Annotated in this window: 20 protein-coding genes and 1 pseudogene; 9 read left to right on the forward strand and 12 right to left on the reverse strand. The window is 66.8% G+C overall.

The features are described from left to right. Nucleotides 1-132 precede the first annotated feature (132 nt). Nucleotides 133-1098: a sodium:calcium antiporter gene (locus ACSYAO_RS20375; protein WP_049461231.1), complete on the reverse strand. Its 966-nt coding sequence runs from the start codon at nucleotides 1096-1098 to the stop codon at nucleotides 133-135. 73 nt (nucleotides 1099-1171) lie between these two features. Further along, the gene (locus ACSYAO_RS20380; RefSeq protein WP_049461229.1) at nucleotides 1172-1828 is read right to left on the reverse strand and encodes a hypothetical protein; all 657 of its coding nucleotides are present in this window, start codon (nucleotides 1826-1828) and stop codon (nucleotides 1172-1174) included. A gap of 125 nt (nucleotides 1829-1953) precedes the next feature. Here ACSYAO_RS20380 and ACSYAO_RS20385 point away from each other — a divergent pair, with 125 nt between their 5' ends. Beyond that, nucleotides 1954-2487, forward strand: coding sequence for a hypothetical protein (locus tag ACSYAO_RS20385; RefSeq protein WP_049461227.1), 534 nt, complete (start codon nucleotides 1954-1956; stop codon nucleotides 2485-2487). 81 nt (nucleotides 2488-2568) lie between these two features. Here ACSYAO_RS20385 and hmgA read toward each other — a convergent pair whose 3' ends face one another. Then, a complete protein-coding gene (gene hmgA / locus ACSYAO_RS20390) occupies nucleotides 2569-3876 on the reverse strand; it encodes a homogentisate 1,2-dioxygenase (protein ID WP_149908973.1) in 1308 nt (435 codons plus the stop codon). A gap of 85 nt (nucleotides 3877-3961) precedes the next feature. Then, nucleotides 3962-5074, reverse strand: coding sequence for a 4-hydroxyphenylpyruvate dioxygenase (hppD, locus tag ACSYAO_RS20395; protein WP_005411340.1), 1113 nt, complete (start codon nucleotides 5072-5074; stop codon nucleotides 3962-3964). A 66-nt stretch (nucleotides 5075-5140) separates the two neighbouring features. Between hppD and ACSYAO_RS20400 the strand changes: the two genes are divergently transcribed. Next, nucleotides 5141-5698, forward strand: a complete 558-nt coding sequence (locus ACSYAO_RS20400) for a MarR family winged helix-turn-helix transcriptional regulator (protein ID WP_080047716.1) — start codon at nucleotides 5141-5143, stop codon at nucleotides 5696-5698. Nucleotides 5699-5780: 82 nt separating this feature from the next. Here the strand turns inward: ACSYAO_RS20400 and ACSYAO_RS20405 are convergent, their stop codons facing one another. The 4 genes from ACSYAO_RS20405 to ACSYAO_RS20420 form a co-directional block, all read right to left on the reverse strand. Next, a complete protein-coding gene (locus tag ACSYAO_RS20405; RefSeq protein ID WP_149908972.1) occupies nucleotides 5781-6920 on the reverse strand; it encodes a hypothetical protein in 1140 nt (379 codons plus the stop codon). Nucleotides 6921-7146: 226 nt separating this feature from the next. Continuing rightward, entirely contained in the window at nucleotides 7147-7752 is a 606-nt protein-coding gene (locus ACSYAO_RS20410) for a thioredoxin family protein (RefSeq protein ID WP_149908971.1), read from the reverse strand. Between the two features lie 19 nt (nucleotides 7753-7771). Beyond that, on the reverse strand, nucleotides 7772-9271 hold the full coding sequence (locus ACSYAO_RS20415) for a peptide MFS transporter (RefSeq protein WP_149908970.1): 1500 nt from the start codon (nucleotides 9269-9271) through the stop codon (nucleotides 7772-7774). Between the two features lie 181 nt (nucleotides 9272-9452). Further along, the gene (locus ACSYAO_RS20420) at nucleotides 9453-10328 is read right to left on the reverse strand and encodes a tryptophan 2,3-dioxygenase (RefSeq protein ID WP_149908969.1); all 876 of its coding nucleotides are present in this window, start codon (nucleotides 10326-10328) and stop codon (nucleotides 9453-9455) included. 335 nt (nucleotides 10329-10663) lie between these two features. On the opposite strand from ACSYAO_RS20420, the gene pdhA reads away from it, so the two are divergent. The 4 genes from pdhA to ACSYAO_RS20440 are packed head-to-tail and all read left to right on the forward strand — an operon-like array spanning nucleotide 10664 to nucleotide 14546. After that, complete coding sequence (pdhA, locus tag ACSYAO_RS20425) at nucleotides 10664-11746, forward strand: pyruvate dehydrogenase (acetyl-transferring) E1 component subunit alpha (protein ID WP_149908968.1); 1083 nt, start codon at nucleotides 10664-10666, stop codon at nucleotides 11744-11746. Beyond that, the gene (locus ACSYAO_RS20430; protein ID WP_149908967.1) at nucleotides 11739-12806 is read left to right on the forward strand and encodes an alpha-ketoacid dehydrogenase subunit beta; all 1068 of its coding nucleotides are present in this window, start codon (nucleotides 11739-11741) and stop codon (nucleotides 12804-12806) included. Before pdhA ends, ACSYAO_RS20430 begins: the two co-directional genes overlap by 8 nt. A 1-nt stretch (nucleotide 12807) precedes the next feature. After that, nucleotides 12808-13161 (forward strand): SH3 domain-containing protein, encoded by a 354-nt coding sequence (locus ACSYAO_RS20435; RefSeq protein ID WP_005411349.1) that lies wholly within the window; start codon nucleotides 12808-12810, stop codon nucleotides 13159-13161. Beyond that, a complete protein-coding gene (locus ACSYAO_RS20440) occupies nucleotides 13158-14546 on the forward strand; it encodes a dihydrolipoamide acetyltransferase family protein (RefSeq protein ID WP_049401687.1) in 1389 nt (462 codons plus the stop codon). The genes ACSYAO_RS20435 and ACSYAO_RS20440 overlap by 4 nt, the downstream gene beginning before the upstream one ends. Nucleotides 14547-14706: 160 nt before the next feature. On the opposite strand, the gene ACSYAO_RS20445 is transcribed toward ACSYAO_RS20440, so the two are convergent. The 3 genes from ACSYAO_RS20445 to ACSYAO_RS20455 all read right to left on the reverse strand — a co-directional run bounded on the left by ACSYAO_RS20445 (nucleotide 14707) and on the right by ACSYAO_RS20455 (nucleotide 16801). Continuing rightward, on the reverse strand, nucleotides 14707-15093 hold the full coding sequence (locus ACSYAO_RS20445; RefSeq protein ID WP_049461214.1) for a VOC family protein: 387 nt from the start codon (nucleotides 15091-15093) through the stop codon (nucleotides 14707-14709). Nucleotides 15094-15458: 365 nt separating this feature from the next. After that, nucleotides 15459-16166 carry a helix-turn-helix transcriptional regulator gene (locus ACSYAO_RS20450; protein WP_049460856.1) on the reverse strand — a complete coding sequence of 236 codons (708 nt, stop codon included), beginning with the start codon at nucleotides 16164-16166 and terminating at the stop codon, nucleotides 15459-15461. Next, on the reverse strand, nucleotides 16166-16801 hold the full coding sequence (locus ACSYAO_RS20455) for an NAD-dependent epimerase/dehydratase family protein (protein WP_049401697.1): 636 nt from the start codon (nucleotides 16799-16801) through the stop codon (nucleotides 16166-16168). Before ACSYAO_RS20455 ends, ACSYAO_RS20450 begins: the two co-directional genes overlap by 1 nt. A 105-nt stretch (nucleotides 16802-16906) precedes the next feature. Here ACSYAO_RS20455 and ACSYAO_RS20460 point away from each other — a divergent pair, with 105 nt between their 5' ends. Beyond that, nucleotides 16907-18445 carry a GGDEF domain-containing protein gene (locus tag ACSYAO_RS20460; RefSeq protein WP_049401690.1) on the forward strand — a complete coding sequence of 513 codons (1539 nt, stop codon included), beginning with the start codon at nucleotides 16907-16909 and terminating at the stop codon, nucleotides 18443-18445. 770 nt (nucleotides 18446-19215) lie between these two features. Here ACSYAO_RS20460 and ACSYAO_RS20465 read toward each other — a convergent pair. After that, nucleotides 19216-20142, reverse strand: a complete 927-nt coding sequence (locus tag ACSYAO_RS20465; protein ID WP_149908966.1) for a DUF808 domain-containing protein — start codon at nucleotides 20140-20142, stop codon at nucleotides 19216-19218. A gap of 208 nt (nucleotides 20143-20350) precedes the next feature. Between ACSYAO_RS20465 and ACSYAO_RS20470 the strand changes: the two are divergent. Together ACSYAO_RS20470 and ACSYAO_RS20475 are read left to right on the forward strand one after the other, a co-directional pair. Next, a pseudogene (locus ACSYAO_RS20470) lies at nucleotides 20351-21997 on the forward strand (ABC1 kinase family protein); the annotation flags it as partial. 244 nt (nucleotides 21998-22241) lie between these two features. Continuing rightward, nucleotides 22242-24347, forward strand: a complete 2106-nt coding sequence (locus ACSYAO_RS20475; RefSeq protein WP_049463102.1) for a phosphoglycerol transferase I — start codon at nucleotides 22242-22244, stop codon at nucleotides 24345-24347. Nucleotides 24348-24358: the final 11 nt, after the last annotated feature.

Here is a 24358-nt window from a genome sequence, read left to right on the forward strand (position 1 = left end):
GCCGACCTTGGTCGGCGCTCTGTTTCCCCGAGTGCCAACCAAGGTTGGCAGCTACCGCATCATCGGTGGGTGGACCGGTGGGTGCCGACCTTGGTCGGCACGGAACCAACCGCATCCACGCAGAGCGTGGATCTACAACGCCGGTGCGCCCACCAGCAGCAGCTCCAGCACGAACCAGCCCGCGAACGCGACCAGCAGGATCGCGCCTTCGCCGCGGCTGATCTTCAGGTCGCCGCGCAGCATGGGGTACAGCACCAGTGCGAAGGCCAGCAGCGCCGGCAATTCCAGGCGCACGAACGAGGCCGGCAGGGCCAGCGGCTGCAGTACGGCCATCGCACCAATCACCAGCAACAGGTTGACCACGCTGGAACCCAGCACGTGGCCCAGCACCATGTCGCCATGACCACGGCGTGCGGCAGCAATCGCGGTTGCCACCTCCGGCAGCGCGGTACCGATCGCGACCGGCAGCAGACCGACCAGTAGCGGTGTCCAACCCAGTGCAGTACCGAAGTCCGCTGCGGCCCCCACCACCAGGCGTGCGCCCCAGTACAGGGCCAGCGCGGCGATCAGCACCCGCAGTACATTCAACGGCAGGCTGGTGCGGCTCAGTGCGGACTCGGCGATGGCTGCCTGCACCTCCGCACTCTCGCTGCGACCACGGCGCAGCAGCAGCACCTGCACCACGATGAAGCCGGCCAGCAGCACGCCGCCCTCCCAGCGCGCCAGGCCACCATCAAGACCGAACAGGATCAGCAGCACGCCGGCCACCAGCAGCGACCACCACAGCACCGTCTGCAGGCGCGCGCGCAGCAGCAGTGGCGCAGCCATGGCCGCCACGGCCAGGGTCAGGCCCAGGTTGACGATGCTGCTGCCCACCGCGTTGCCCAGCGCCAGCTCCGGCTGACCGACCGCCAGCGCGCGCGCGTTGACCGCCAGTTCCGGCAGCGAAGTGGTCACGCCGAGCAGCAACAGGCCAGCCGTGAACGGACTGGCCCCGAAGCGTTGCGCCAGGCCGGACACGGCCTTGACGATGGAGTCCCCGCCCAGCGCCAGCAGCAGCAGGCCGAGCAGGAACCAGGCAATGGCAATGGCGATCATCGAGCACTCCCCCAGCGGTCGTGGCGCGATTCTACGCTGGCCCCGCGCGCATGGCTGGGCCGTGGATCAAGGATCAGCCACAACCTTCCACATAATCGACCTGCGGGGTCTGCCCGACCCGCCACGCGCCGACCCGACCGTCCGCACCGAGCGCGAAGTCGATCACCGCCCCACCCTCCTGCGCCGGACGCACGCGCAGGTGCTGGGCCTTCTCGTCGTACTTGTCGGGGACGACATCACCACGCTCGGGATACAGCACCTGCAACTCGCCCAGGGTCATGCCGACCTTGCCGCCGCCCGGTGCGATGACCGCAGCACTGTGCACGTCATAGCGCACCAGCTTGCGGCCTTCGATCATCAGGCGCGGATCTTCGGCATTCTGCGGTCGCAGGAAATAGCAGCCATCGTTGCTGTCGTCGGCCGGCAGCGGCTTGCCGCTGGCGTCGGTGCCCAGCCCCTGCAGGGGCTCCCCGAAACCGCTGCGGACTTCGGCGATGCCGGCGCCCAGCTTCGCGCCGGCGAAGCCCTCCAGGTGCGCGGGACTCTCCTCGCGGCGGTCATTGGCTGGACGGGCTGCCAGATCAGGATCCGTCGACTGCGCGGGCCCGGTAGCCGAGGCGGTTTCGGCCGGGGTATCGCTGCCGCTGCCGGCCGCCCCCTGCCTGTCGGAGCCAGCACTGCAGGCGGTGAGCGAAAGGAGCAACAGACCAGCAAGCGGAAGGTGCTTCATCGGTGCGGTTCCCTGGCACGAAGGTGGCTGCACGCTAGCCCATCCTGTGTGCAGGCGCTGCATTGTCATCGCGGTTTCATCGCCTTCGTTCAGGCTCGGCGAGCACCGACCTGGCCGTCCCTTCCATGCAACCGCGCAAGACCGATCTCGCCCGAACCGCGCTGCAGGCCCACCGCGCGCCGCTGGACATGCGCCAGCGCCGGCTGCTGATCCTGTGCGACGGCCAGCGCACCATTGCCGACCTGACCGGCCTGCTCGGCCAGGACGCACCTGCGATGGTCATCCAGCTTGTGCAGGCGGGGTACCTGAGCACTGGCGTCCCAGCACCGTCGCCCGCAACCGCGGTAGCGCCGGTGCCCACACCGCCGGCAGCCGCACCTGCAGCAATTGCTGCACCCGCGGTCGAACGCCGCCGCTCGCTGGTGGCCGCGCGCATCTATGTGCTGGGCATCCTGGAGATGCAGCGCCACCCGCAGGCGGCTGCACTGTTCCGCGACCTGCAGCAGGCGCGTGCGGAAGACGAGGTGCTGCAGCGGCTGCAGTCGGCGATGCAGATGCTGCCCGGGCTGACCTCGGACGGCTATTGCCAGCGCGTACGCCAGCGCCTGTTGGAAGCCCTGCCGCTGGAGCATTGCGACGCGTTCGCGGAGGTGGCGTAAGCGCAGGTTCCGGCGGAGAACATCCACGCATGGCGTGGATGCGATCAGGATCCGTGCCGACCAAGGTCGGCACCCACCAAGCTAGCGGGACGACCGGAAGTTGTTGCGCAGGCCGTTCCAGCACTGCTGGTAATCGCCCTGGCGGTGGCCGGCGGCCAGCGCCTGTGCGGTCGGGCGGATCACTGCGCGGGTCTCGAACATGAAGGCCATCGTGTCCTTGATCACATCGGCCTTGGACAGGTCCGCATTGGAGGCCTTGTCGAAGGTCGGCGCATCCGGACCGTGACCGCTCATGCAGTTGTGCAGCGACGCGCCGCCGGGCACGAAGCCTTCGGCCTTGGCATCGTAGGCGCCATGCACCAGGCCCATGAACTCGCTGGCGATGTTGCGATGGAACCACGGCGGACGGAACGTGTTCTGCGCCACCAGCCAGCGTGGCGGGAAGATCGCGAAGTCCATGTTGCTGGTGCCGGGCGTGTCGCTGGGCGAATGCAGCACCAGGAAGATCGACGGATCCGGGTGGTCGTAACTGATCGAACCGATGGTGTTGAAGCGGCGCAGGTCGTAGCGGTACGGCGCGTAATTGCCATGCCAGGCCACCACGTCCAGCGGCGAATGGTCGATCGGCGCACGCCACAGGCGGCCCTCGAACTTGGCGATCAGTTCGAAATCACCATCGACATCCTCGAACGCCGCGTGCGGGGTTTCGAAGTCGCGCGGGTTGGCCAGGCCGTTGGACCCGATCGGACCGAGGTCCGGCAGTTTCAGCAGCGCACCGTAGTTTTCGCAGATATAGCCGCGGCTCGGGCCATCGGGCAGTTCGACGCGGAAGCGCACGCCGCGCGGGATCACCGCGATCTGCTGCGGCTCGATCTCGATCACGCCCAGCTCGGTCAGCAGGCGCAGGCCGCCCAGCTGCGGCACGATCAGCAGCTCGCCGTCGGCGTCGTAGAAGTAGCGGCCGACCATGTCGCGGTTGGCAGCGTATAGGTGGATGCCCACGCCGGCATGCGCATCGGGCGAGCCGTTGCCACCCATCGTGTACAGGCCTTCGACAAAATCGGTCGGCAGCTCCGGCAGCGGCAACGGGCTCCAGCGCAGCTGGTTCGGTGAAGCCGGCTGTGCGCCGAAATCACACTGCAGCTGCGACTGCGCGAACGGGCTGAACTCGCCATGGGTCACCGCCGGGCGGATCCGGTACAGCCAGCTGCGGCGGTTGCTGCCACGCGGCGCGGTGAAGGCGGTGCCGGTCAACTGTTCGGCGTACAGGCCGTGGGCCACCTTCTGCGGTGAGTTCTGCCCGACCGGCAGCGCGCCGACAACGGCCTCGGTGGCGAATTCGTTGCCGAAGCCGGACTGGTAGCCGCGGGCGGTGATGGCGGGGGACATGGGAACTCCAGAGATTGCCGGCCAGCGGCCGGCACGACCATTCGGACAGGCAATGCCGGCGGGACGCCGACATTGCCTGCAGACCTTACAGCACGCCGCGGCGGATCTGGTCGCGCTCGATGCTCTCGAACAGTGCGGTGAAGTTGCCTTCGCCGAAGCCTTCGTTGCCCTTGCGCTGGATGATCTCGAAGAAGATCGGGCCGATGCAGTTCTGGGTGAAGATCTGCAGCAGCTTGCGCTGGTGGGTTTCCGGATCGGCATCGATCAGGATCTTGTTCTTCGCCAGGCGCGGCACGTCTTCACCGTGGTTCGGCACGCGCTGGTCGATCACGTCGAAGTAGGTCTCCGGCGTATCGAGGAAGTCCACGCCCTGCGCGCGCATCGCTTCGACGGTCTCGTAGATGTTCTCGGTGAAGCAGGCGATGTGCTGGATGCCCTCGCCCTTGTACGCGTCCAGGTACTCGTTGATCTGGCTCTTCGGGTCGGACGATTCGTTCAGCGGGATGCGCACGATGCCATCCGGCGCGGTCATCGCCTTGGACACCAGGCCGGTCTTCAGGCCCTTGATGTCGAAGTAGCGGATCTCGCGGAAGTTGAACAGGCGCTCGTAGTAGTCCGACCACTGCTGCATGTTGCCGAAGTACAGGTTGTGGGTCAGGTGGTCGATGAAGGTCAGGCCGAAGCCCACCGGGTGCAGGTCGGCACCGGCGATCGGCTCGTAGTCGCCGTCATAGATGCTGCCGGCGCTGCCGTAGCGATCGACCAGGTACAGCATGCAGTCGCCGATGCCCTTGATGACCGGCGCGCTGACCGCCTTGCTGTCCGGCTTGAAGGCGATGGCTTCGGCGCCGTTGCCCAGCGCGGTCTGGTAGACCTCCTGGCCCGGCTTCTTGAAGCGGATGGCGAAGCCGCAGGCGCACGGACCGTGCTTCTCGGCGAAGTCGGCGGCGAACGAATCGGGGTCCTCATTGACCAGGAAGTTGACGTCGCCCTGGCGATAGACGGTAATCGGACGCTGTTTGTGCTTGAGCACGGCGCTGAAGCCCATCTTCCGGAAGTACTCGTGCAGCTCCTGGCCACGGCCGGCCGGGGCGGCAAATTCGACGAACTCGAAGCCGTCGATGCCCATCGGGTTCTCGAAGGTGGTGACCTGCATGCCGGGGTTGGGATGCGAGGCGGTCGGGACTGCGGTATTCATGGCGTGGCTCCGAATCGGTACCGCATCGGTACAAACCAGGTGCGGGCAGGTAGGGACCCGGCGAGAATGCAGGGTCTGGACCCACCCCTTATAGTTACACTTGAAACCACCAGCAAGGTGCACCGCAACATGAGTCCCGCCGATCCCGTTTCGACCCGCCTGCGTTCCTCGCACGTCCTGCTCGACCTGGAACAGTTCCTGCCGTACCGGCTGAGCGTGCTGTCCAACCGGGTCAGCGGCAACATCGCCAAGCTATACGGCGATCGTTACGGTCTGGCGATTCCCGAATGGCGGGTGATCACCATCCTGGCGCTGTACCCGGGCTCCTCGGCCAGCGAGGTCTCCGACCGCACGGCGATGGACAAGGTGGCGGTCAGCCGCGCCGTGGCCCGCCTGCTGGAGCGCGGCTTCATCAAGCGCGAGACCCACGGCGACGACCGCCGCCGCTCGGTGCTGGCGCTGTCGGCGGCCGGCTTCGAGGTCTACGAGACCATCGCGCCGATGGTGATCGAGATCACCCGCAAACTGATGTCGGTGCTGAGCGAAGAGGAAGAGCAGGTGCTGGAAAAACTGATCCTCCGCCTGGCCGGCGAAGGCCTGGAGCGGATGGGCGAAGGGGTCTGAAAGAAAAAAGGGGACGGAGGGGATTAAGTCGTATCACGCACATATGTGCCGATTGCGGCTTAATCCCCTCCGTCCCCTTTTTTCAGCTCAGATGCTTGCGCCGCGCATGGATCCACGGCACCGCCAGCGCAGCGATGGCACCGCCGGCGAAGCCCAGCGATGCGGCAACCGTGGCCGCTTCAACCGCGCCCGGCAGCGCCAGCGCGGCAGCCACCAGCAGCAGCGACGGCAGGCCGACGAAGGTGCCCAGGAAGAAGTGCCAACGCGGTGACCAGGTGTTGAGCTGCAGCAGGCTGACCGGCTGCCAGGCGTCAGACGCGGTGTCTTCGGCGATTTTCGCCACGACCTTGCCCAGGTCCACCTCCGGCAGCGCACGCCCCTGCCGTGTAGTCGCCAGCAGTTCGGCCACCGCCTCCACCGGCGGGAAACTGGACGGCCACGCAACCGGCGCCGGCACGCCATAGGCGGTCAGCAGCGGCACGCTCAGCCACGGCGCCACCAGTGGGCGCATGCGGCGACGGCCATGCATGCACCAGATCTGCGGCTGGCCGTGCGCGGTGACGCTGTACAGCGCCAGTTCGTTGGCCGGTGGATAGCCGAGCATGGTCACCCGCGCGGCCAGGCTGTCCTGGCCCATCGCGCGCAGGAAGCCAGGACGGCTGCGCCCTTCCTGCATCCACGCCAGACCGAGTGCACCCACCAGATAGGCCTCGGCCACGTCCTTGCTGCCGGCGGTAGCGCGTTCGTCGCTGGCCAGGTACCAGGCCAGCGATTTCGGTTCGGAGACATCGTCCAGGCCCCAGCGGCTGTCGTCCCCCAGCACATGGCGCACCGGCAGGCGCGCGGGTGCGGTTTCGCCGCGTTCGCCCGGCTGCAGGAACGGCAGCACGCCCTGGATGAACGTGGACAGTTCGATCGCACGCACGCCATGGCCCTGCCATTCCGGCGGCAGCAGCCCGGCCAGCTGGCCGTCGGCGGCCAATGCATCGAGCCGTGATTTCTGCTCGACCAGTTTCTGCACCGCCCCCTTCAGCACCACGTTGTCGGGCAGCGCGATCTGCGGCAGGCGGTGACGCGGCGGTGCCAGTTCAACGGTGTCCTCGCCGGTACCGGCGTCATCCAGCAACGCCTCCTGCGGCGGCAGGGTCACGCCCTCGCCTGCCCCAGCCTCGGCCAGGTCGCTGGCAGGTTCGGGCAGTCGTTCGGCGTGGTCGCTGTGCATGGGCGTTCCGGAAGGTTGCATCGACGGGATGTCGACTGAGGTCCTTGCCGGTAACGGCGTACGTGCGATGAAGTTGAGACGCCGTTTCAGAGAGTGTGACGGCGCGCGCAATCGACCCACGTCACGCGTGGATGTGCCTCAGTGCCGACCAACGGTCGGCACCCACCGGGGGTGGCGGTCAGCGGTCGGCATCCACCGAAGCGGCCGGCCAGCGGCCGGCACTACCCTATTCCGGTTTGTCAGGTGCCCATTGTTTCAGGAAGGCGCTCACCCGTGCCGGCTGGAAGGCTTCGCCCTTGCGCAGCTCGCCGGTCGCCTGCGACACCAGCAGTCCGCCATCGGCATCGAGTACCAGCAGGTACGGGTAGTCGCGTTCCATCATCGGGAACTGGGCGAAGAAAGCGGTGTTGGGCTGTTCGTCGCTGGCGTTGACCTTCACCCACACGTAGTGGGCATCGCGGAAGCGGCGCAGGTCGCCGTTGCCTTCCACCACCTCGTCCAGCGCCCGGCAGCGCTCACAGGCGGCGTTGCCGACCTCGAGCAGGATGCGCTTCTTGCCGCGCTGGGCTTCCACCTTGGCAGTGGCCAGATCGTCGGCGGGGTTGCGGGCCGGGTCGAACTGCGCGCCGAGCCCTGCGATGGCGGCGATGTCCGCCGCCACCGGGGTGTTGCCCGAGGCCACCGGTTCGCTGGGGTCAGCGACCGGTGGCTCGGTGGGTCGGGTATCCAGAGGCTGCGTAGGCTCGGCGGCGGCAGGCGGTTGCGGTTGGGAACAGGCGCCGATCAGCGCCACACAGACCACCACCACTGCACCACCGAGCTTGCTGCGCATGCCTACTACCCTCTCATCATCATTTGACGCCGTGCATCAGCTTGTTGATCAGCGGGGCGACCAGGAACAGCACCACGCCGGAGCCGATCAGGGCCCAGAACCCGAAGGTATACCCCTTCAGGGCCGACTCGACCGTCATGCCGCCTTCACCACTGACCACGCCAGCGAAGATGCCCGACAGGTTGTTGCCGATGCCGGTGGACAGGAACCAGCCACCCATGCCGAAGCCGACCAGGCGCACCGGTGCCAGCTTGGTCACCATCGACAGGCCGATCGGCGACAGGCACAGCTCACCCACGGACTGGATGACGTAGACCATGAACAGGGTCCAGAACGGGATCTTGCCGTCCACGACCATCTGCGACAGGGCGAACATCAGCAGCGCGAAGGCGGCGCCGTTGAACAGCAGGCCCAGGCCAAACTTGCGCGGGATGGACGGATTGGCGCGGCCCATGGCCACCCAGATCCAGGCGATCACCGGGGCCAGCGTGATGATCGCCACCGAGTTGACCGACTGGAACCACGCGGTCGGGAAGGTCCAGTCACCGAACTGGCGGTTGACGATGTTCTCGGCCAGGAAGGTGAACGAGCTGCCGGCCTGTTCGAAGAACATCCAGAACATCACGTTGAAGGCGAAGATGATCAGCATGGCGATCACGCGGTCGCGCTGCACCTTGCCTTCGCGGATGCCCTCGACCAGCAGCAGGACGGCCAGCGCGGTGAACATCGCACCCAGGATCCAGGCCAGCGCGGTGGCGCCGGTGGCCAGCAGGAAGTAGGCGACCGGGATGGCGACCACGGCACCGGCCAGCACCATGATGATGCGGCCGAAGCCTTCAGCGCCGGCCGGCGGTGCACCGATGCCCTTCAGGCCGGCACGACCGATGTAAAACCACACCAGCGAGATCAGCATGCCCACGCCCGAGGCGATGAACACGACCTTGTAGGACGGCATCGCGTCGGTACCGAAGACCTTGCGGGCCAGGTACTCGGTCAGCACCGGGGCGATCATCGCGCCGATGTTGATGCCCATGTAGAAGATGGTGAAGCCCGAATCGCGGCGCTCATCCTTCAGGCCGTACAGCTTGCCGACCATGGTCGAGATGTTGGGCTTGAACAGGCCGTTGCCGACGATGATCGTGGCCAGGCCGAGCTTGAAGATGTGCTCCTGCGGCAGCGAGATCATGAACAGGCCGGCGGCCATGATGATCGCGCCGGTCAGGATCGATCGCTGGTAACCCAGTACCCGGTCGGCCACGTAGCCACCGAAGATCGCTGCGGCATACACCAGGGCCAGGTAGGCGCCGTAGATGCGGCTGGCGTCGCCTTCACCGGCAGCGCTGCCGTTGTAGAACTGGGCGACGATGTACAGCACCAAGGCCCAGCGGATGCCATAGAACGCAAAGCGCTCCCAGAACTCGGTCATGAACAGCATCCACAACGGGCGCGGGTGGCCCAGCGTGGTCTTGAAGTCCGGCAGCGCCGGCTCTGGGGTGTTCGCAGTGGCGTTTACGCTCATGCGGGTTTCCTGGTTCGGTGGATGACGAGCACGTCCGCTGTGCAGTTGGAGCAACGCGCGAGGATCACCGACTTCTGGCGTTCACGTCAAATACACGCCGTTTGAGGCAGGTGCCAGCCTGCTCGCTGAACTTGCATCTGAAACGATCCAGCCGCCGGCCGGGATCCAAGCTGAATACGGATCAGGCCTGTTCGGCCGGGGGCGCGGCCTGCAGGCTGGTGCGCACCTGGAACAGCTCGGGGAAGAAGGTCAGCTCCAGTGCCTTGGCCAGGAAGCCCACGCCGGACGAGCCGCCGGTGCCGCGCTTGAAGCCGATCACCCGCATCACCGTGCGCATGTGTCGGAAGCGCCACAGCTGGAAGGCGGTCTCCAGGTCCACCAGGTCCTCGCACAGCGAGTATTCGCGCCAGTAGCGGTCGGTGTCCTGGTAGATGCGTTCGAAGACCGGCTGCAGTGCGTCGTCGGCCACGTGCGGCTGGGTCCAGTCATGGGCCTCGTACACCGCCGGCACGGCATGGCCGAAGCGGGCCAGGTACTTCAGGAATTCCTCGTACAGGCTGGGCGCCTCCAGCACGGTGCGCAGCTGCGCCTGCCCGGCCGGGTCGTGCTCGAACACCTGCAGCATCTGCGCGTTCTTGTTGCCCAGCAGGAACTCGATGTAGCGGTACTGCAGCGACTGGAAGCCCGACGACGGGCCCAGCACGTCGCGGAAGCCCATGTATTCGGACGGGGTCAGGGTTTCCAGCACCGACCACTGCTCGGTCAGCTGGCGCAGCACCTGCTTGCTGCGCGCCAGCACCTTGCGGCACTGCCAGACTTCATCGCGCTGCAGGAAGCCGATTGCGGCACGCAGCTCATGGCCCAGCAGCTTCAGCCACAGCTCCGAGGTCTGGTGCTGGATGATGAAGAGCATCTCGTCGTGGTGCGGCGGGTTGGACAGCGGCTGCTGCGCGCTGAGCAGCTGGTCCAGCCGCAGGTAGCCGCCGTAGGTGAGGCGTCCCTGCAGGTCGGTGTGGATGCCGGCTTCGAGATCGCGTTGGTTGTTGTCGACGGACATGGGCGGGACCAGATCGGGGGCGGCAAGGGTAGCGCGTTGCCGCCGCGCTGGCAGCCGCCGGGTCCATACCGGGGCGTGCGGTTGGCCGTGGAGCATCGGCCGATGCCGGGGCTGCGCGTGGAACCGTCCAGGCCGTTGTACTGGCGGTCAGCCTGAGGCGTATTCTGATGCTTTGCAGCAACGACTGAATACGTTGTTGTTATTGGCCCCCCACCCGCCGGCAGGGGTAAAACGGGGAATCGCCGTGTTGCGGCGCAGGAAGGCTATTCCGTACGCGTTCCTTAACATGGCGATTCATATCATTTGTAACTTCTCTGTCGAAGGTGCAGTACGCAATGACGGTTGCCGCTGAATTCAAGATCGAATACCTGCAGTACCTGGATACGGACGGCACGCTCGTCCGCGATGACCTGCCCGCGTCGCTGCGCGACCCCAAGGTCCTGGTACCGCTGTTCAAGCAGATGCTGTTCGTACGCACGTTCGACAGCAAATCCATCGCGCTGCAGCGCACCGGCAAGCTCGGCACCTATGCCGCCTGCCTGGGCCACGAAGCCGCGCACGTGGGTATCGGCGCTGCGATGCAGAAGGACGACGTGTTCGCACCTTCGTACCGCGAGTATGGCGCGATGTTCATGCGTGGCGTGCGCCCGCACGACGTGCTGATGTACTGGGGCGGCGACGAACGCGGCAACGATTACGGCGGCAACGCGGCCAAGGACTTCCCGTTCTGCGTGCCGATCTCCACCCAGTGCCTGCACGCCGCAGGCGCTGCGCTGAAGTTCAAGCTCAACAAGGAACCGCAGATCGCGGTGGCCGTGTGTGGCGACGGCGGCAGCTCCAAGACCGACTTCTACGCGGCACTGAATTCGGCGGGCGCCTACAAGCTGCCGCTGATCCTGTGCATCGTCAACAACGGCTGGGCCATCTCGGTTCCGCGTTCGGCCCAGACCGGTGCCGAAACGCTGGCGCAGAAGGGCCTGGCCGGCGGCCTGCACTGCCTGCAGGTGGACGGCAACGATCTGATCGCAGTGCTGGCGGCGATGGAGCAGGCGCGCGAACGTGCGCTGGCCGGCAACGGTGGCACCGTGCTGGAACTGATGACCTACCGCCTGTCCGACCACACCACCGCCGATGACGCGCGCCGCTACCGCGACGACGCCGAAGTGAAGGATGCCTGGCAGCGCGAGCCGATGCTGCGCCTGCGCAAGTACCTGATCAACGCCGGTGTGTGGAGCGAAGAAGAGGAAACTGCTTGGGTCGCCGAATGCGGCACGCGCGTGGACGAGGAAGTGAACCTGTACCTCAACACCCCGGTGCAGCCGGTCGAGGCGATGTTCGACTTCCTGTATGCCGATCCGCCGCCGGACCTGCTGGCCCAGCGTGCCCAGGCGATCGCCCTGGAGAAGCGCCATGGATGAGATCAAGAACGGCGCGCCCGGCGCGCACACCCACGCCGCCGACAGCGCTGCCATCGCGCGCGGAGATGACAGCATGACCACCACCCCGATCACCCTCATCGAAGCCATCACCCAGGCGCTGGCCTGGGAGCTGGAGCACGACGCGTCGGTGCTGGTGCTGGGCGAGGACGTGGGCGTCAACGGCGGCGTGTTCCGCGCCACCGCCGGCCTGCAGCAGCGCTTCGGCTCCGAACGCATCCTCGACACCCCGCTGGATGAAACCACCATCGCCGGCCTGACCATCGGTCTGGCCGCACAGGGCATGAAGCCGGTGGCCGAGGCCCAGTTCGACGGTTTCATGTACCCGATGGTCGACCATATCGTCTGCCACGCCGCCCGCCTGCGTTACCGCACCCGTGGCCGCCTGCACTGCCCGATGGTGCTGCGCGTGCCGTGGGGTGGTGGCATCCGCGCACCGGAACACCACAGCGAAGCCAACGAGGCGATCTTCACCAACGTGCCGGGCCTGCGCGTGGTGCTGCCGTCGTCGCCGCAGCGTGCCTACGGCCTGCTGCTGGCCGCGATCCGCGAGCCGGATCCGGTGATCTACATGGAGCCCAAGCGCATCTACCGCCAGTACAAGGAAGTGGTCGTCAACGACGGCGAAGCCTTGCCGCTGGACGTCTGCTTCGTGCTGCGCGACGGCACCGACGTGACCCTGGTGACCTGGGGCGCGCAGGTGAAGGAAGCGCTGGAAGCGGCCGACAAGCTGGCCGGTGAAGGCATCAGTGCCGAAGTCATCGACGTGGCCACGCTGCGTCCGCTGGACTTCGCCACCATCGCCGAATCGGTGGCCAAGACCGGCCGCTGCGTGATCGTGCAGGAGGCCCCGAAGACTGCGGGCTTCGGCGCCGAAATCGCTGCGCGCCTGGCCGAGGAATCGATCTACGACCTGCTGGCCCCGGTCGAGCGCGTCACTGGCTACGACACCCACATTCCGCTGTTCCGCCTGGAAATGAAGTACCTACCGAGCGTTGAGCGGATCGTGGCTGCGGCCAAGCGCGCGGTGGCGGCCGGCTGACATGCGGGCCCGCCTTCTGGGGGCTTACCGCAGCCAGTATCCCAACCCGCTCCGGTTCCACACCGGCCAGATCGTCGAAGTAGGTGTCCGTGACGAGGAATGGCCGGCGTTTGCCTGGGTACGCACCAACGATGGGCGCGCTGGATGGGCGCCCATCGCCTGGTTGCAGCTGCTGGACGAGGGTCGCGCCGAAGCGCTGTGCGACTACGACGCCCGCGAGCTGGATGTGGAAAGCGGCGAGATGGTGAAGCTTCATCACGAACACGGCGGGTGGTGGTGGTCCGAGCGCGCCAATGGCGCGACGGGTTGGCTGCCGGCCCGCGAACTGGAACTGCTGGAAGAGAACTGCAAATGAGCCAGACCAAGAACTTCAACCTGCCCGACCTGGGCGAAGGCCTGCCGGACGCGACCATCGTCGAGTGGTTCGTCAAGGAAGGCGATGTGATCAAGCTGGACGAGCCGCTGGTCTCGATGGAGACCGCCAAGGCCGTCGTCGAAGTGCCCTCGCCGTTCTCCGGCAAGGTGCTGAAGCTGTCCGGCGCAGCCGGCGACATCATCCCGACCGGCTCGGTGCTGGCCAGCTTCGAACTGGACCCGAACCTGCCGCAGCGCGCCGATGGCCAGGACACCGGCCACAGCCATGGTCATGCCGCACCGGCTGCCGCGCCGACCCCGCCGCCGCTGCCGGCCGCTGCCGCACCGGTGGCCGCCGAAGCCGCCAAGCCCGCCGCCGCCGAGCGTGATGACGCCGGTACCGTGGTCGGCGCGATGCAGAGCTCCAATGCCGTGCACGCCGAACAGGCGCTGGCCGTCGGTGGCGTCAAGGCCGTGCCGGCCGTGCGTGCCACCGCGCGCAAGCTGGGCGTGGACCTGTCCCGCGTGCGCGCCACCGGCGCCGATGGCGCGGTGACCATGGCCGACGTCAAGCAGGCAGCTGCGGATGGCAGCGCAAAGATCGGTGCCGCTCCGGCGCAGGCCGCTGCTGCCGCCTACACCGCGCCGGCCCCGGCGCAGGTGTCTGCCCCGGTGCAGAGCGAAGCCCGCACCCCGCTGTCTGCTGCCGGCAAGCCGATGCGTACCCAGCCGCCGGGCGTGGTCGCCAAGGGCCAGCCGGAACCGCTGAAGGGCGTTCGCCGCAACATGGCGCGCGTGATGGCCGATGCGCACAGCAAGGTCGTGCCGACCACGCTGAACGACGATGCCGACATCCACGCCTGGCTGCCGGGCAACGACGTCACCGCGCGCCTGGTGCGTTCGATCGTGGTCGCTGCGCAGAAGGTGCCGGCGATGAACGCCTGGTTCGACGGTGAAGCGCTGACCCGCACCCTGCACGCGCAGGTGGACATCGGCATCGCCGTGGACACTGACGACGGCCTGTTCGTGCCGGCGCTGCGCAACGCCGACATGCTCGACGCACGCGGCATCCGTGAAGGCGTCAACCGCCTGCGCGAGCAGGTCGAATCGCGTTCGATCGCCGCCTCGGAACTGAGCGGCTACACCATCTCGCTGTCCAACTTCGGCATGTTCGCCGGCCGCTACGCGACCCCGGTCGTGGTGCCGCCATGCGTGGCCATCGTCGGTGCCGGCCGTGCCCGCCACCAGATGACCCCGGTGATGGGCGGCGTGGAAGCGCACAAGGTGATCCCGCTGTCGGTCACCTTCGACCACCGCGCGGCCACCGGCGGCGAAGCGGCCCGCTTCCTGCGCGCGATGATGGACGATCTGGCGCTGGCCAGCTGATCAATCACCTGACTGGTGGGTGCCAACCTTGGTTGGCACGTGGAACTGACTGGTGGGTGCCAACCTTGGTTGGCACATGAAGTGGAGAAACGCCGGGCACTGCCCGGCGTTTTTTTGTGCCCGCATCCATGCATGGCGTGGATCTACACAATGCGGGCGATCAATCGCGCGCGACCATGCCTTCGGCGCGGCTGTACACACGCAGGCGGTGGCCATCCGGATCGGCGCCGACGAAGGTATGGCCGAATTCCAAGGTCACCGGTGCCTGCAGGATCTGCACGCCGAGCGCTTGCCACGCATCGTGCATCTGCTGCACGGCCTCCGGGTCGGCGACCAGCATCGCCAGTTCGGCGGCACCGGCCTGCGCGGACACCGGCGGCTGCACGTCATCGCGTTGCCACAGGCCCAGTGCGGCGCCATCGCCGAGCAGGAACAGGGCGAAACCGGGCGACTGCTCGACCGGTGGCTTGCCGAGAATGCCGCTGTAGAACGTGGCGCTGGTGGCGACGTCGCGCACGTACTGCAGCAGGGTGCTGGGCGTGAACATGGGGAAGCTCCGTTGTTGGGAGCGATCATGGTGGTACGGCCCTGCTGACAGATTCTGTCAGTAGCGTCGAGCGTGCTCGACTGCTGTTGCCGTTGCTCTGGTAGATGTCGAGCTTGCTCGACTGCTGTTGCCTCTGCCCTGGTAGATGTCGAGCTTGCTCGACTGCTGTTGCCCTTGCCCTGGTAGATGTCGAGCTTGCTCGACTGCTGTTGCCCTTGCCCTGGTAGATGTCGAGCTTGCTCGACTGCTGTTCGCGAAGATCAAAGGCGGTCGAGCAAGCTCGACCTCTACCAGGAGCGAAGAGCGAAGGCCGCCGTCCCCAGGAGCCGGAAGCGATGCACGGAAGCAGTCGAGCACGCTCGACCCTACGAACGGTCCAGCCAGTCCGGTGCGATGCCCTGTGCCTTCTGCCAGCGCCGCAGCAGGGTGGCGCGCGGCACGAGGTAGCGATCCTCCAGCACGCGCACCTGGCGGATGCGGTCCAGCCGGAAATGGCGGAAGTCCTCGCGGCCTTCGCACCACGCCGCCAGCATCGGCACTTCATCGAAGTAGCCCAGTGCGAACGGCCAGACAATGCGCTCGCTGCGCTGGCCCTGTGCATCCTGGTAGCCGAACTTCAGGCGCCGCTGTGAACCCACAGCCTCACGCACGGCCTGCAGGCGTGCCGCCGGCATCTTGGCCGCAGCGCGCGAAGGGCCCACGCGCAGGCCACTGTCACGCAGCGCTTCGCGGCGCGCGGCAGGCAGCACATGCGCGATACGCGCCAGAGCGTCACGTGCGGCCTCGGCCAACGCGGGTTCGGTGCGGGCCGCAACCCAGCGCAGGCCCAGCACCAATGCATCGATCTCTGCGGGTGGCAGGGTCATCGGCGGCAGGGTATCGCTAGGTGCCAGCTGGTAGCCGACGCCAGCCTCACCACGCAGGTCGGCGCCTTGCTCGCGCAGGGTCTCGATATCGCGGTACAGCGTTCGCAAGCTGATGCCCAGCGCTTCGGCCAGCACCTGCCCGGCCACCGGCCGTCGATAGCGGCGCAGCAGCTGTTGAAGCTGGGTCAGGCGCAGCGCGCGCGACATCAGCCGACCAGTGCGCTGGATGCCACCACGTGTTCACCCGGTTGTGGGGCCAGCGCGGCTTCGACCAGTGCCTTGGCGATCTCGCTGGCCGGATTGATCCGCCACGCCCGTGGCAGCAGCGGCCCCAATGCCCCCAACACCGTCAGCGCCAGGCGCTCGCCACGTCGCACCTCGGTGCGCTCGCCGCCGATCAGCCCGGGGCGGACCAGGGTCAACGAGTTGAACCCCAGCGCACGCAGGTCATGCTCCAGCTCGCCCTTCACCCGGCTGTAGAAGATCGACGACTGCGGGTTGGCGCCGGCTGCGGAATTCAGCACATAGGTCTGCGCACCCTGCGCCTGCGCCAGGCGGGCGAACGCCAGCGGGTAGTCATGGTCGATACGGTGGAAGGCCTCGCGGCTGCCGGCTTGGGCAATGGTGCTGCCGAGCGCGCAGATGACCGCGTCCACGCGCGTCCATTCGGCTGCGTCGGGCAGTGCATCGAAGGCCAGCACCGGGTTCTCCAGCTTGGCGTGGGCCACAGCCAACGGGCGGCGGGTCGGCGCGATCACGGCGCTGCAGCGCGGGTCGTCCAGCAGCCTGGACAGGGTCAGCCCACCGACCAGCCCGGTCGCCCCCAGCAACATCACGCGCATCACCACCTCCACTGCGGCATCCTGTCGCCCATCCTAGCCGTTCAAGCCGTCGGCGGCCGCGCCGATATGCTGGAACCAGTCCCTGCCAGCCCCAGGATTTGCTCCATGACGGACCAGCCCGACCACCGCCCTGCCCCCGGTACCGCCCTTGGGCCGCCGGCACGCGTGCGCGCGGTGGTGGACGATGGGCTGGGCGACCGCGTGGTGCTGCAGGGTGGCGGTGGCGTGGCGCTGCAGCAGCTGTTCGCCGGGGCCGACGCACCGGAGCCGCTGCTGGCCGCATTCGCCAATGGCATGGCCACCCTGCCCGGCGAACTGGGCGACATGGGCGACCGCCTGCAGTCGGCGCAGGCCAGCGCCGATTGGCCGCGCTATGGGCGCGCGATGCGGCAGCTGATCGACAAGTACATCCGCACCATCGAACAGCATTCGCCGGATGGGCAGCCGGAAAGCCTGCGCCTGTCCGAGCAGCTGCGCCTGCTGCTGGGCGGCGCGGTGGTGGCCCTGCTGCAGCACGATCCGGACCTGCGCGAGCAGGCGCAGACGCTGGCCATGCAGCTGCGCCAGTGGCAACCGGGCACGGCACTGGAACCGATCGAACAGGGCGTGCGCGAACTCGGCCACCAGGTCGGCGTGCGTGCCGAGAGCTGGCAGGAGCAGCAGGCGCTGCTGCTTGAGCTGTTCGCGCTGCTGCTGGAGAACGTGAGCGAGCTGCTGGATGACCGCAGCTGGCTGCAGGGCCAGATCGCCGCAGTACGCCAGCTGCTGGACGGACCGCTGGAAGCCGAAGCGGTGGAGCGTACCCGTGCCGAACTGCGCGAAGTGATCTACAAGCAGGGCCTGCTGCGCCAGGGCATCGACGATTCGAAGGCGGCGATGCGCGGGTTGATGGGCGAGTTCATCGAGCGCATGGACGGCATGGCCACCAGCACCGGTGAATACCACGACCGCATCGGCAGCTACGCGCTGCAGCTGCGCGAGGCACGCAGCATCGCCGACCTCAACCAGCTGCTGCAGGACGTGATGCGCGACACCGGCAAGGTGCAGCAGCAGGCCGCGCAGGCGCGCGATCACCTGGCCAATGCGCGGCAGGAAGTGGAACGTGCAGAGCAACGCATTGCCGAGCTGGAGCAGGAACTGCGCGCCGCCGGTGACCTGGCGCGCATCGATCCACTGACCCAGGCACTGAACCGCCGCGGCCTGGACGAACTGCTGCAACGTGAACTGGCCCGCGCCGCGCGCAACAACTCGCCGCTGGGCGTGGCGGTGATCGACCTGGATGATTTCCACCAGACCAACGATGCACATGGCCATGCCGGTGGCGATGCGCTGCTGCAGCACCTGGTGTCCGTGTGCAAGCTGCTGCTGCGCGCCACCGATGGCATCGCGCGGCTGGGTGGCGACGAGTTCGTGCTGGTGCTGCCGGAGACCCAGGGTGCCGACAGCATGGCCACCGTGCAGCGCCTGCAGCGTTCACTGGCGCACCGCGTGCTGACCGTGCAGGACCAGCGCGTGCCGGTGCACTTCAGTGCCGGGCTGGCGCAATGGCAGCCCGGCGATGACACCGAAGCGCTGCTGCGGCGCGCGGATGACGCGCTGTATGCAGCCAAGCGGCAGGGCAAGAACCGAGTGCAGGCGGGTTGATCGCCCGGCCCACCGCAAACCGCTTCGGTAGGTGCCAACCTTGGTTGGCACGAGCAGAAACAAAGCGCCGACCAAGGTCGGCCTCTACCAACGCCAAGAACATCGCTTCGGTAGGTGCCAACCTTGGTTGGCACGCGCGGAAACAAAGCGCCGACCAAGGTCGGCCTCTACCAACACCAAGGACAGCGCTTTGGTAGGTGCCAACCTTGGTTGGCACACGCGGAAACAATGCGCCGACCAAGGTCGGCCTCTACCAACGCAAAGGACAGCGCTTCGGTAGGTGGCAACCTTGGTTGGCACACGCGGAAACAATGCGCCGACCAAGGTCGGCCTCTACCAACACCAAGGACAGCGCTTTGGTAGGTGCCAACCTTGGTTGGCACGCGCGGAAACAAAGCGCCGACCAAGGTCGGCCTCTACCAACGCCAAGGACAGCGCTTTGGTAGGTGCCAACCTTGGTTGGCACACGCCGGGGCAAAGCGCCGACCAAGGTCGGCCTCTACCAACGCAAAGGACAGCGCTTCGGTAGGTGCCAACCTTGGTTGGCTCACGCCGGAACAAAGCGCCGACCAAGGTCGGCCTCTACCAACCCAGAGGACAGCGCTTCGGTAGGTGCCAACCTTGGTTGGCTCACGCCGGAACAAAGCGCCGACCAAAGTCGGCCTCTACCAACGCCAAGGACAGCGCTTCGGTAGGTGCCAACCTTGGTTGGCACACGCGGAAACAATGCGCCGACCAAGGTCGGCCTCCACCGGGCAATGGGCCGCCGCTTACTTACCGCGCAGCTTCTGGAACCCGGTCACCGCCGCCAGCACGATGGCACCGGCGATGATGCCCACCACCATGTTGGCCGCAGCACTGATCAGCCAGCCCCACTGCCCTTCGCCGCCCAGCGCCTGCACCGCGTGGTGCAGTGCCGGCACGTTGTGCACCAGGATGCCGCCACCGACCAGGAACATGGCGATGGTGCCGGCCACCGACAGGAACTTCATCAGCCACGGCGCCGAGGCCACCAGGCCGCGACCGAAGGCGGCCACAGCCCCACCCTTGCGCGACAGGTACAGCCCAACGTCATCGAGCTTGACGATGCCCGCCACCAGTCCGTAGACGAACACGGTCATGGCCAGCGCAACCACGCTCAGCGTCAGGATCTGGTTGGTGAACGGTGCGGTGGCGACCACGCCCAGGGTCAGCACGATGATCTCGGCCGAGAGGATGAAGTCGGTGCGAATCGCGCCTTTTACCTTGTCCTTCTCCCACGCCACCATGTCCACCTGGGTATCGGCCAGCGCCTTGCGCCGCTCGGCCTGATGCTCGGCATCGTCGTCAGCCGAATGCAGGAAGCGATGCGCCAGCTTCTCCACGCCCTCGAAGCAGAGGAAGGCACCGCCGATCATCATCAATGGCACGATCAGCGGCACGTTCCAGCCACGGCTGTGCAGCCACGCCTCCAGTGCACTGATCGCCAGCGCCGCCGGTACCAGGATCACCTTGTTCACCAGCGAGCCCTTGGCCACCGCCCACACCACCGGCAGTTCACGGTTGGCGTTGACCCCGGTCACCTGCTGCGCGTTCAGCGCCAGGTCGTCGCCCAGCACGCCGGCGGTCTTCTTTGCCGCGACCTTGGTCAGGACCGAGACATCGTCGAGCAGGGTGGTGATATCGTCGAGCAGGGCGAACAGGCTGGCACCGGCCATGGGGCGTCCAAGAAAGGGAATGAGCGGATTCTGACCGATACCGGGGCAGCTGCGGAAGCGGTCGGATTCACCGCGTGCCTACCGCCCCCCGGCGACACTGCGTAATCCGGACATTGCCGGCCAGCGGCCGGCACTACCTGTATCCGTCGCATGGGAGTGTCGCTTGAGCAATCCGCCCACCGCCAATGGCAATCCCCCGCTGGTCAAAGGCATGAACCGGCGCAGCCAGATCCTGCGCCTGCTGATGCGCTACCGCCATTCGGGCGTGTTCTCGGGCATGAACCTGGACGCCGCCAGCAACCAGGCCGACGTGCCCGCCGATGGCAACCCGGAACAGTTCGTCAGCGACCTGGAAGCGCTGGGACCGACCTTCGTCAAACTAGGCCAGATGCTGTCCACCCGCCCGGACATGGTGCCGGTGGAGTTCGCCACGGCGCTGGAGCGCATGCAGGAAAAGGTGGCCGAGATTCCGGTCGAGCGCATCCATGCCATCGTCGAACAGGAGCTGGGCGCGCCGGTGAACAAGCTGTTCGCCGCGTTCGATCCCGAGCCATTGGGCTGTGCCTCGATCGCGCAGGTGCATCGCGCGGTGCTGCACGATGGGCGCCAGGTGGCGGTGAAGGTGCAGAAGCCCGAGGTGGCCGCGCAGCTGCGTTCGGACCTGGAGGCGTTGCGCAGCTTCGCGCTGGCCGCGGACCATCTGACCCAGGTGGGCCGTCGCGTGCGCCTGCGCGACTGGCTCAACGAGTTCGCCAAGACCCTGATGCAGGAGCTGGACTATCACGCCGAGGCCGAGAACCTGGCCCGTTTCGGCCGGCACCTGAAGCCGTTCCGCCGCCTGTGGATTCCGCAGCCGCTGTGGGACTACAGCAGCCAGCGCGTGCTGACCATGGAACTGGCCACCGGCGTGCGCGTGGATGCGATTCCCGATGTGCGCCGCACCGAGCAATCGATGGATCCTCTGGCGGCGGCGCTGATCCGCGGCTACCTGGACCAGATCTTCGTGCATGGCGAGATCCATGCCGACCCGCACCCGGGCAACCTGCGGGTGATGCCAGATGGACGGCTGGCGATCTTCGACCTGGGCATGGTCGCGCACATGCCGCCGCGTCTGCGCGAGCGCCTGCTGAAGATCCTGTTCGCCGCGGTCGATGGTCGTGGCGAAGAAGTGGCCGACGACCTGATCAGCATCAGCACGCGGCTGGAGGCCTTCGACGAAGAGCGTTACCTGCGCGAGACCGGACAGCTGATCGCGCGCTACGCCGCCATCGGTAGCTTCTCCGAAGGCCGCGTGGTGCTGGACATGGTGCGCATCGCCACCGCCTGCGGCCTGCGCACGCCGCCGGAACTGAGCCTGCTGGGCAAGGCGCTGCTCAATCTGGAAACCGTGTGCCGGCTGCTGGCACCCGAGCTGGAAACCCGCCGCATCGTTGAGCGCCAGCTGCAGCACGTAATGCGTGCGCGTCTGAAGAAATCGCTGTCTGCCGCCAACCTCGCCAGCGAGGCGATGGAGCTGCAGCAGCTGCTGCGCGATGGGCCGCGCAAGCTGTCGGACATCATGGCGCTGCTGGCCGAGAACCGCCTGCAGATGAAGGTGACCGGCCTGGAAGAATCGCGGTTGATGGAGAACCTGCAGAAGATCGCCAACCGCGTGGCTGCCGGCATCATCAGTGCCGCATTGATCATGGCTGCGGCGATGATGATGAAGATCGACACCGGCTGGCACCTGTTCGGCTACCCGCTCATTGCGCTGATTCTGCTGTTCATCGGCGTGGTTCTCGGCCTTGGCATCGTGACCAGTGCATTGCTGTTCGACCGTCGTGCGCGGGCACGCGAAGAACGCGGGCATCGCTAGCGCATCAGCGAAAACCGCCGTATTCATGCGGTTTTTAATGCAATCCAACGAAGCCCTTCACGCTCGTTTTACCTTCTGAGCGCGATTGCGCGCGTGTTGTTTCAACAAACATTTCAGTCAGGTTCGTGCATGCACTATCGGGTCATCGGCCTGTCATGTGCATGTGCTTGTGGCAGCGTCGGTCGGATGGACACGCGTCGGTACGACGTCCATCACCACCACCCCGTCACTGCCGAAGCTGCCTATGCTCTGGATACTGCTGCTGTCGTTGTTGCTGCTGTGCTGGTTGTTCCTCGCGTCCGACAAGTGGGTGTGGTGGAAGGCTGGTGCGTTCTCGCTGCTGCTGCTCATGCTCAGCGCGTGGTGGCTGATCGACAAGCTGTCCGGTGATGGGCTCAATGCCGCCACCCTGTACCACCTCGGCGCCGACATGGAAGGCGCCGGTGTCTCCGACTTCAAGGGCTATATCGCCGGCTTCATCGTGCTGGCGCTGGTCTCGCTGCTGCCGCTGTTCGCCACGCGGGTGAAGCGCTGGCGCCGGCCCGGCCATGGTGGCGCATTGTTCGCCGGTTTCGCGGCCGTGTGGGTGGCCACGATCATGATCAGTCCGCTGGCCCGCGACGGCCAGCGCCTCTACCAGCAGCTGCGGCCGGTCGACTTCGCCCGCATCGCACCCGAATACCAGGTGCCGACGCAGCCGCTGCAGCGCCCGCGCAACATCGTCTGGATCTACGGCGAGAGCCTGGAACGTACCTACCTGGACGAGGCCGTGTTTCCCGGCCTGATGCCCAACCTCAACCGCCTGGCGTCCGAGTCACTGGACGTGCGCAACCTGGCCTCGGCCGAGGGCAGCGGCTGGACCATCGCCGGCCTGGTGTCGTCGATGTGCGGCGTGCCGCTGACCACTTCGCAGGGCGATGAGAACAGCATGGACCGAATGGGCAGCTTCCTGCCCAAGGCGGTGTGCCTGGGCGACTACCTGAAGCAGCAGGGCTACACCAACCACTATCTGGGTGGCGCCAACGGCCAGTTCGCCGGCAAGGGCCAGTTCCTGGCCAGCCACGGCTTCGACGAAGTGCACGACCTGGCGTGGTTCAAGCAGCAGAAGAAGATCGGCCGCATCCACTACTCGGCCTGGGGCGTGCACGATGACGTGCTGCTGGATACCGCCTACCAGCGCTTCGAGCAGCTCTCGCGCGCCGGTTCGCCGTTCATGCTGACCACGCTGACCATGGACACCCACCACCCTGCCGGTCATCTGCCGGTGTCGTGCAAGGGCGAGCGCTACCAGAGCCAGTACGGCAACATCAACATGCTCAACGCGCTCAAGTGCAGCGACCGGCTGATCTCGCAGCTGGTGCAGCGCATCCAGGCCAGCCCGTACGGCAAGGACACGCTGATCGTGATCGCCTCCGACCACCTGGCGATGCCCAACGATCTGACCCATATCCTGACCCGGCAGAAGCGCGAGAACCTGCTGCTGTTCCTGGGTAATGGCATTGCCCCGCAGCAGCTCAGCGCCGAGGCCGGCACCACCCTGGATTCGGGTGCGACCCTGCTCAGCCTGCTGGACCCGAACCTGAAGACGATGGGCTTCGGGCGTTCACTGATCGACTCCCAGCGCGCGCCCAGCGCCAGCGTGGCCACCCAGCGTGATGGCGGCCGAGATTACCCGCAGTACCTCGCCTTCGCCCGCTCGCTGTGGCTGGGTGAGCCGACCCGTGAGCTGAAGATCGATGGCGATGACCAGGTGGTAGTGGGCCTGCAGCACGTGCAGCCGCCGGTGCTGCTGGAGTACGACAAGGACTGGGGCCTGAAGTCCGTGTATCTGGAAAACACCTCGCGCCAGTTTGATGATGCCGACCCGGACAACACCCTGGCCTATGTCGACCGCTGCACCGCGTTCGAGGACGGCTCGGCCGATGGCGACTGGTGCGCCCTGCTGGTCAACCGTGACAACGGCATCAAGCTGTACCGCGACAACGACCTGCGTGGCGGCATTGCCGTGGACGCACCGCTGGATGCGTTCCAGGGCCCGCGCCCGAGCGTGCGCCAGGCGCACATGATCACCCAGAAGGGTCGTCGTACCCGTGCCGGCCAGTACATGCTGCAGCTGGTGGCGAGCACGCGCCCGGATCGCGGCTTCTGGATCGAGGCGGTGTCCTCGCAGCGCAAGGTGGTACTGGCGCAGCAGTGGGTGCAGCCCGATGCCAACGGCAAGATCAACGTGTCGTTCGGGCTGGACCACGAAGTGGATGATCTGGAGATCCGCGCGTGGTTGAACCACGCCGAGAAGCTGGCGGTGGACACGTTCGCACTGGTGCCCTCGCGCGGCCGACCGCGGGGGTAGGGTTCTTTGCA

Source organism: Stenotrophomonas sp. STK16_22 (assembly GCF_051984505.1).
Taxonomy (GTDB): Bacteria; Pseudomonadota; Gammaproteobacteria; order Xanthomonadales; family Xanthomonadaceae; genus Stenotrophomonas; species Stenotrophomonas maltophilia_A.

Excerpts from the sequence above, each read along its gene's own strand:
- hmgA (WP_149908973.1), bottom strand. The coding sequence starts at position 3,876 with ATGTCCCCCGCCATCACCGCCCGCGGCTACCAGTCCGGCTTCGGCAAC.
- ACSYAO_RS20385 (WP_049461227.1), top strand. The coding sequence starts at position 1,954 with ATGCAACCGCGCAAGACCGATCTCGCCCGAACCGCGCTGCAGGCCCAC.
- ACSYAO_RS20450 (WP_049460856.1), bottom strand. The coding sequence starts at position 16,166 with ATGTCGCGCGCGCTGCGCCTGACCCAGCTTCAACAGCTGCTGCGCCGC.
- ACSYAO_RS20455 (WP_049401697.1), bottom strand. The coding sequence starts at position 16,801 with ATGCGCGTGATGTTGCTGGGGGCGACCGGGCTGGTCGGTGGGCTGACC.
- ACSYAO_RS20440 (WP_049401687.1), top strand. The coding sequence starts at position 13,158 with ATGAGCCAGACCAAGAACTTCAACCTGCCCGACCTGGGCGAAGGCCTG.
- hppD (WP_005411340.1), bottom strand. The coding sequence starts at position 5,074 with ATGAATACCGCAGTCCCGACCGCCTCGCATCCCAACCCCGGCATGCAG.
- ACSYAO_RS20405 (WP_149908972.1), bottom strand. The coding sequence starts at position 6,920 with ATGCACAGCGACCACGCCGAACGACTGCCCGAACCTGCCAGCGACCTG.
- ACSYAO_RS20430 (WP_149908967.1), top strand. The coding sequence starts at position 11,739 with ATGGATGAGATCAAGAACGGCGCGCCCGGCGCGCACACCCACGCCGCC.
- ACSYAO_RS20420 (WP_149908969.1), bottom strand. The coding sequence starts at position 10,328 with ATGTCCGTCGACAACAACCAACGCGATCTCGAAGCCGGCATCCACACC.
- ACSYAO_RS20445 (WP_049461214.1), bottom strand. The coding sequence starts at position 15,093 with ATGTTCACGCCCAGCACCCTGCTGCAGTACGTGCGCGACGTCGCCACC.
- pdhA (WP_149908968.1), top strand. The coding sequence starts at position 10,664 with ATGACGGTTGCCGCTGAATTCAAGATCGAATACCTGCAGTACCTGGAT.
- ACSYAO_RS20410 (WP_149908971.1), bottom strand. The coding sequence starts at position 7,752 with ATGCGCAGCAAGCTCGGTGGTGCAGTGGTGGTGGTCTGTGTGGCGCTG.
- ACSYAO_RS20380 (WP_049461229.1), bottom strand. The coding sequence starts at position 1,828 with ATGAAGCACCTTCCGCTTGCTGGTCTGTTGCTCCTTTCGCTCACCGCC.
- ACSYAO_RS20415 (WP_149908970.1), bottom strand. The coding sequence starts at position 9,271 with ATGAGCGTAAACGCCACTGCGAACACCCCAGAGCCGGCGCTGCCGGAC.
- ACSYAO_RS20435 (WP_005411349.1), top strand. The coding sequence starts at position 12,808 with ATGCGGGCCCGCCTTCTGGGGGCTTACCGCAGCCAGTATCCCAACCCG.
- ACSYAO_RS20460 (WP_049401690.1), top strand. The coding sequence starts at position 16,907 with ATGACGGACCAGCCCGACCACCGCCCTGCCCCCGGTACCGCCCTTGGG.
- ACSYAO_RS20375 (WP_049461231.1), bottom strand. The coding sequence starts at position 1,098 with ATGATCGCCATTGCCATTGCCTGGTTCCTGCTCGGCCTGCTGCTGCTG.
- ACSYAO_RS20465 (WP_149908966.1), bottom strand. The coding sequence starts at position 20,142 with ATGGCCGGTGCCAGCCTGTTCGCCCTGCTCGACGATATCACCACCCTG.
- ACSYAO_RS20475 (WP_049463102.1), top strand. The coding sequence starts at position 22,242 with ATGCTCTGGATACTGCTGCTGTCGTTGTTGCTGCTGTGCTGGTTGTTC.
- ACSYAO_RS20400 (WP_080047716.1), top strand. The coding sequence starts at position 5,141 with ATGCAGGGTCTGGACCCACCCCTTATAGTTACACTTGAAACCACCAGC.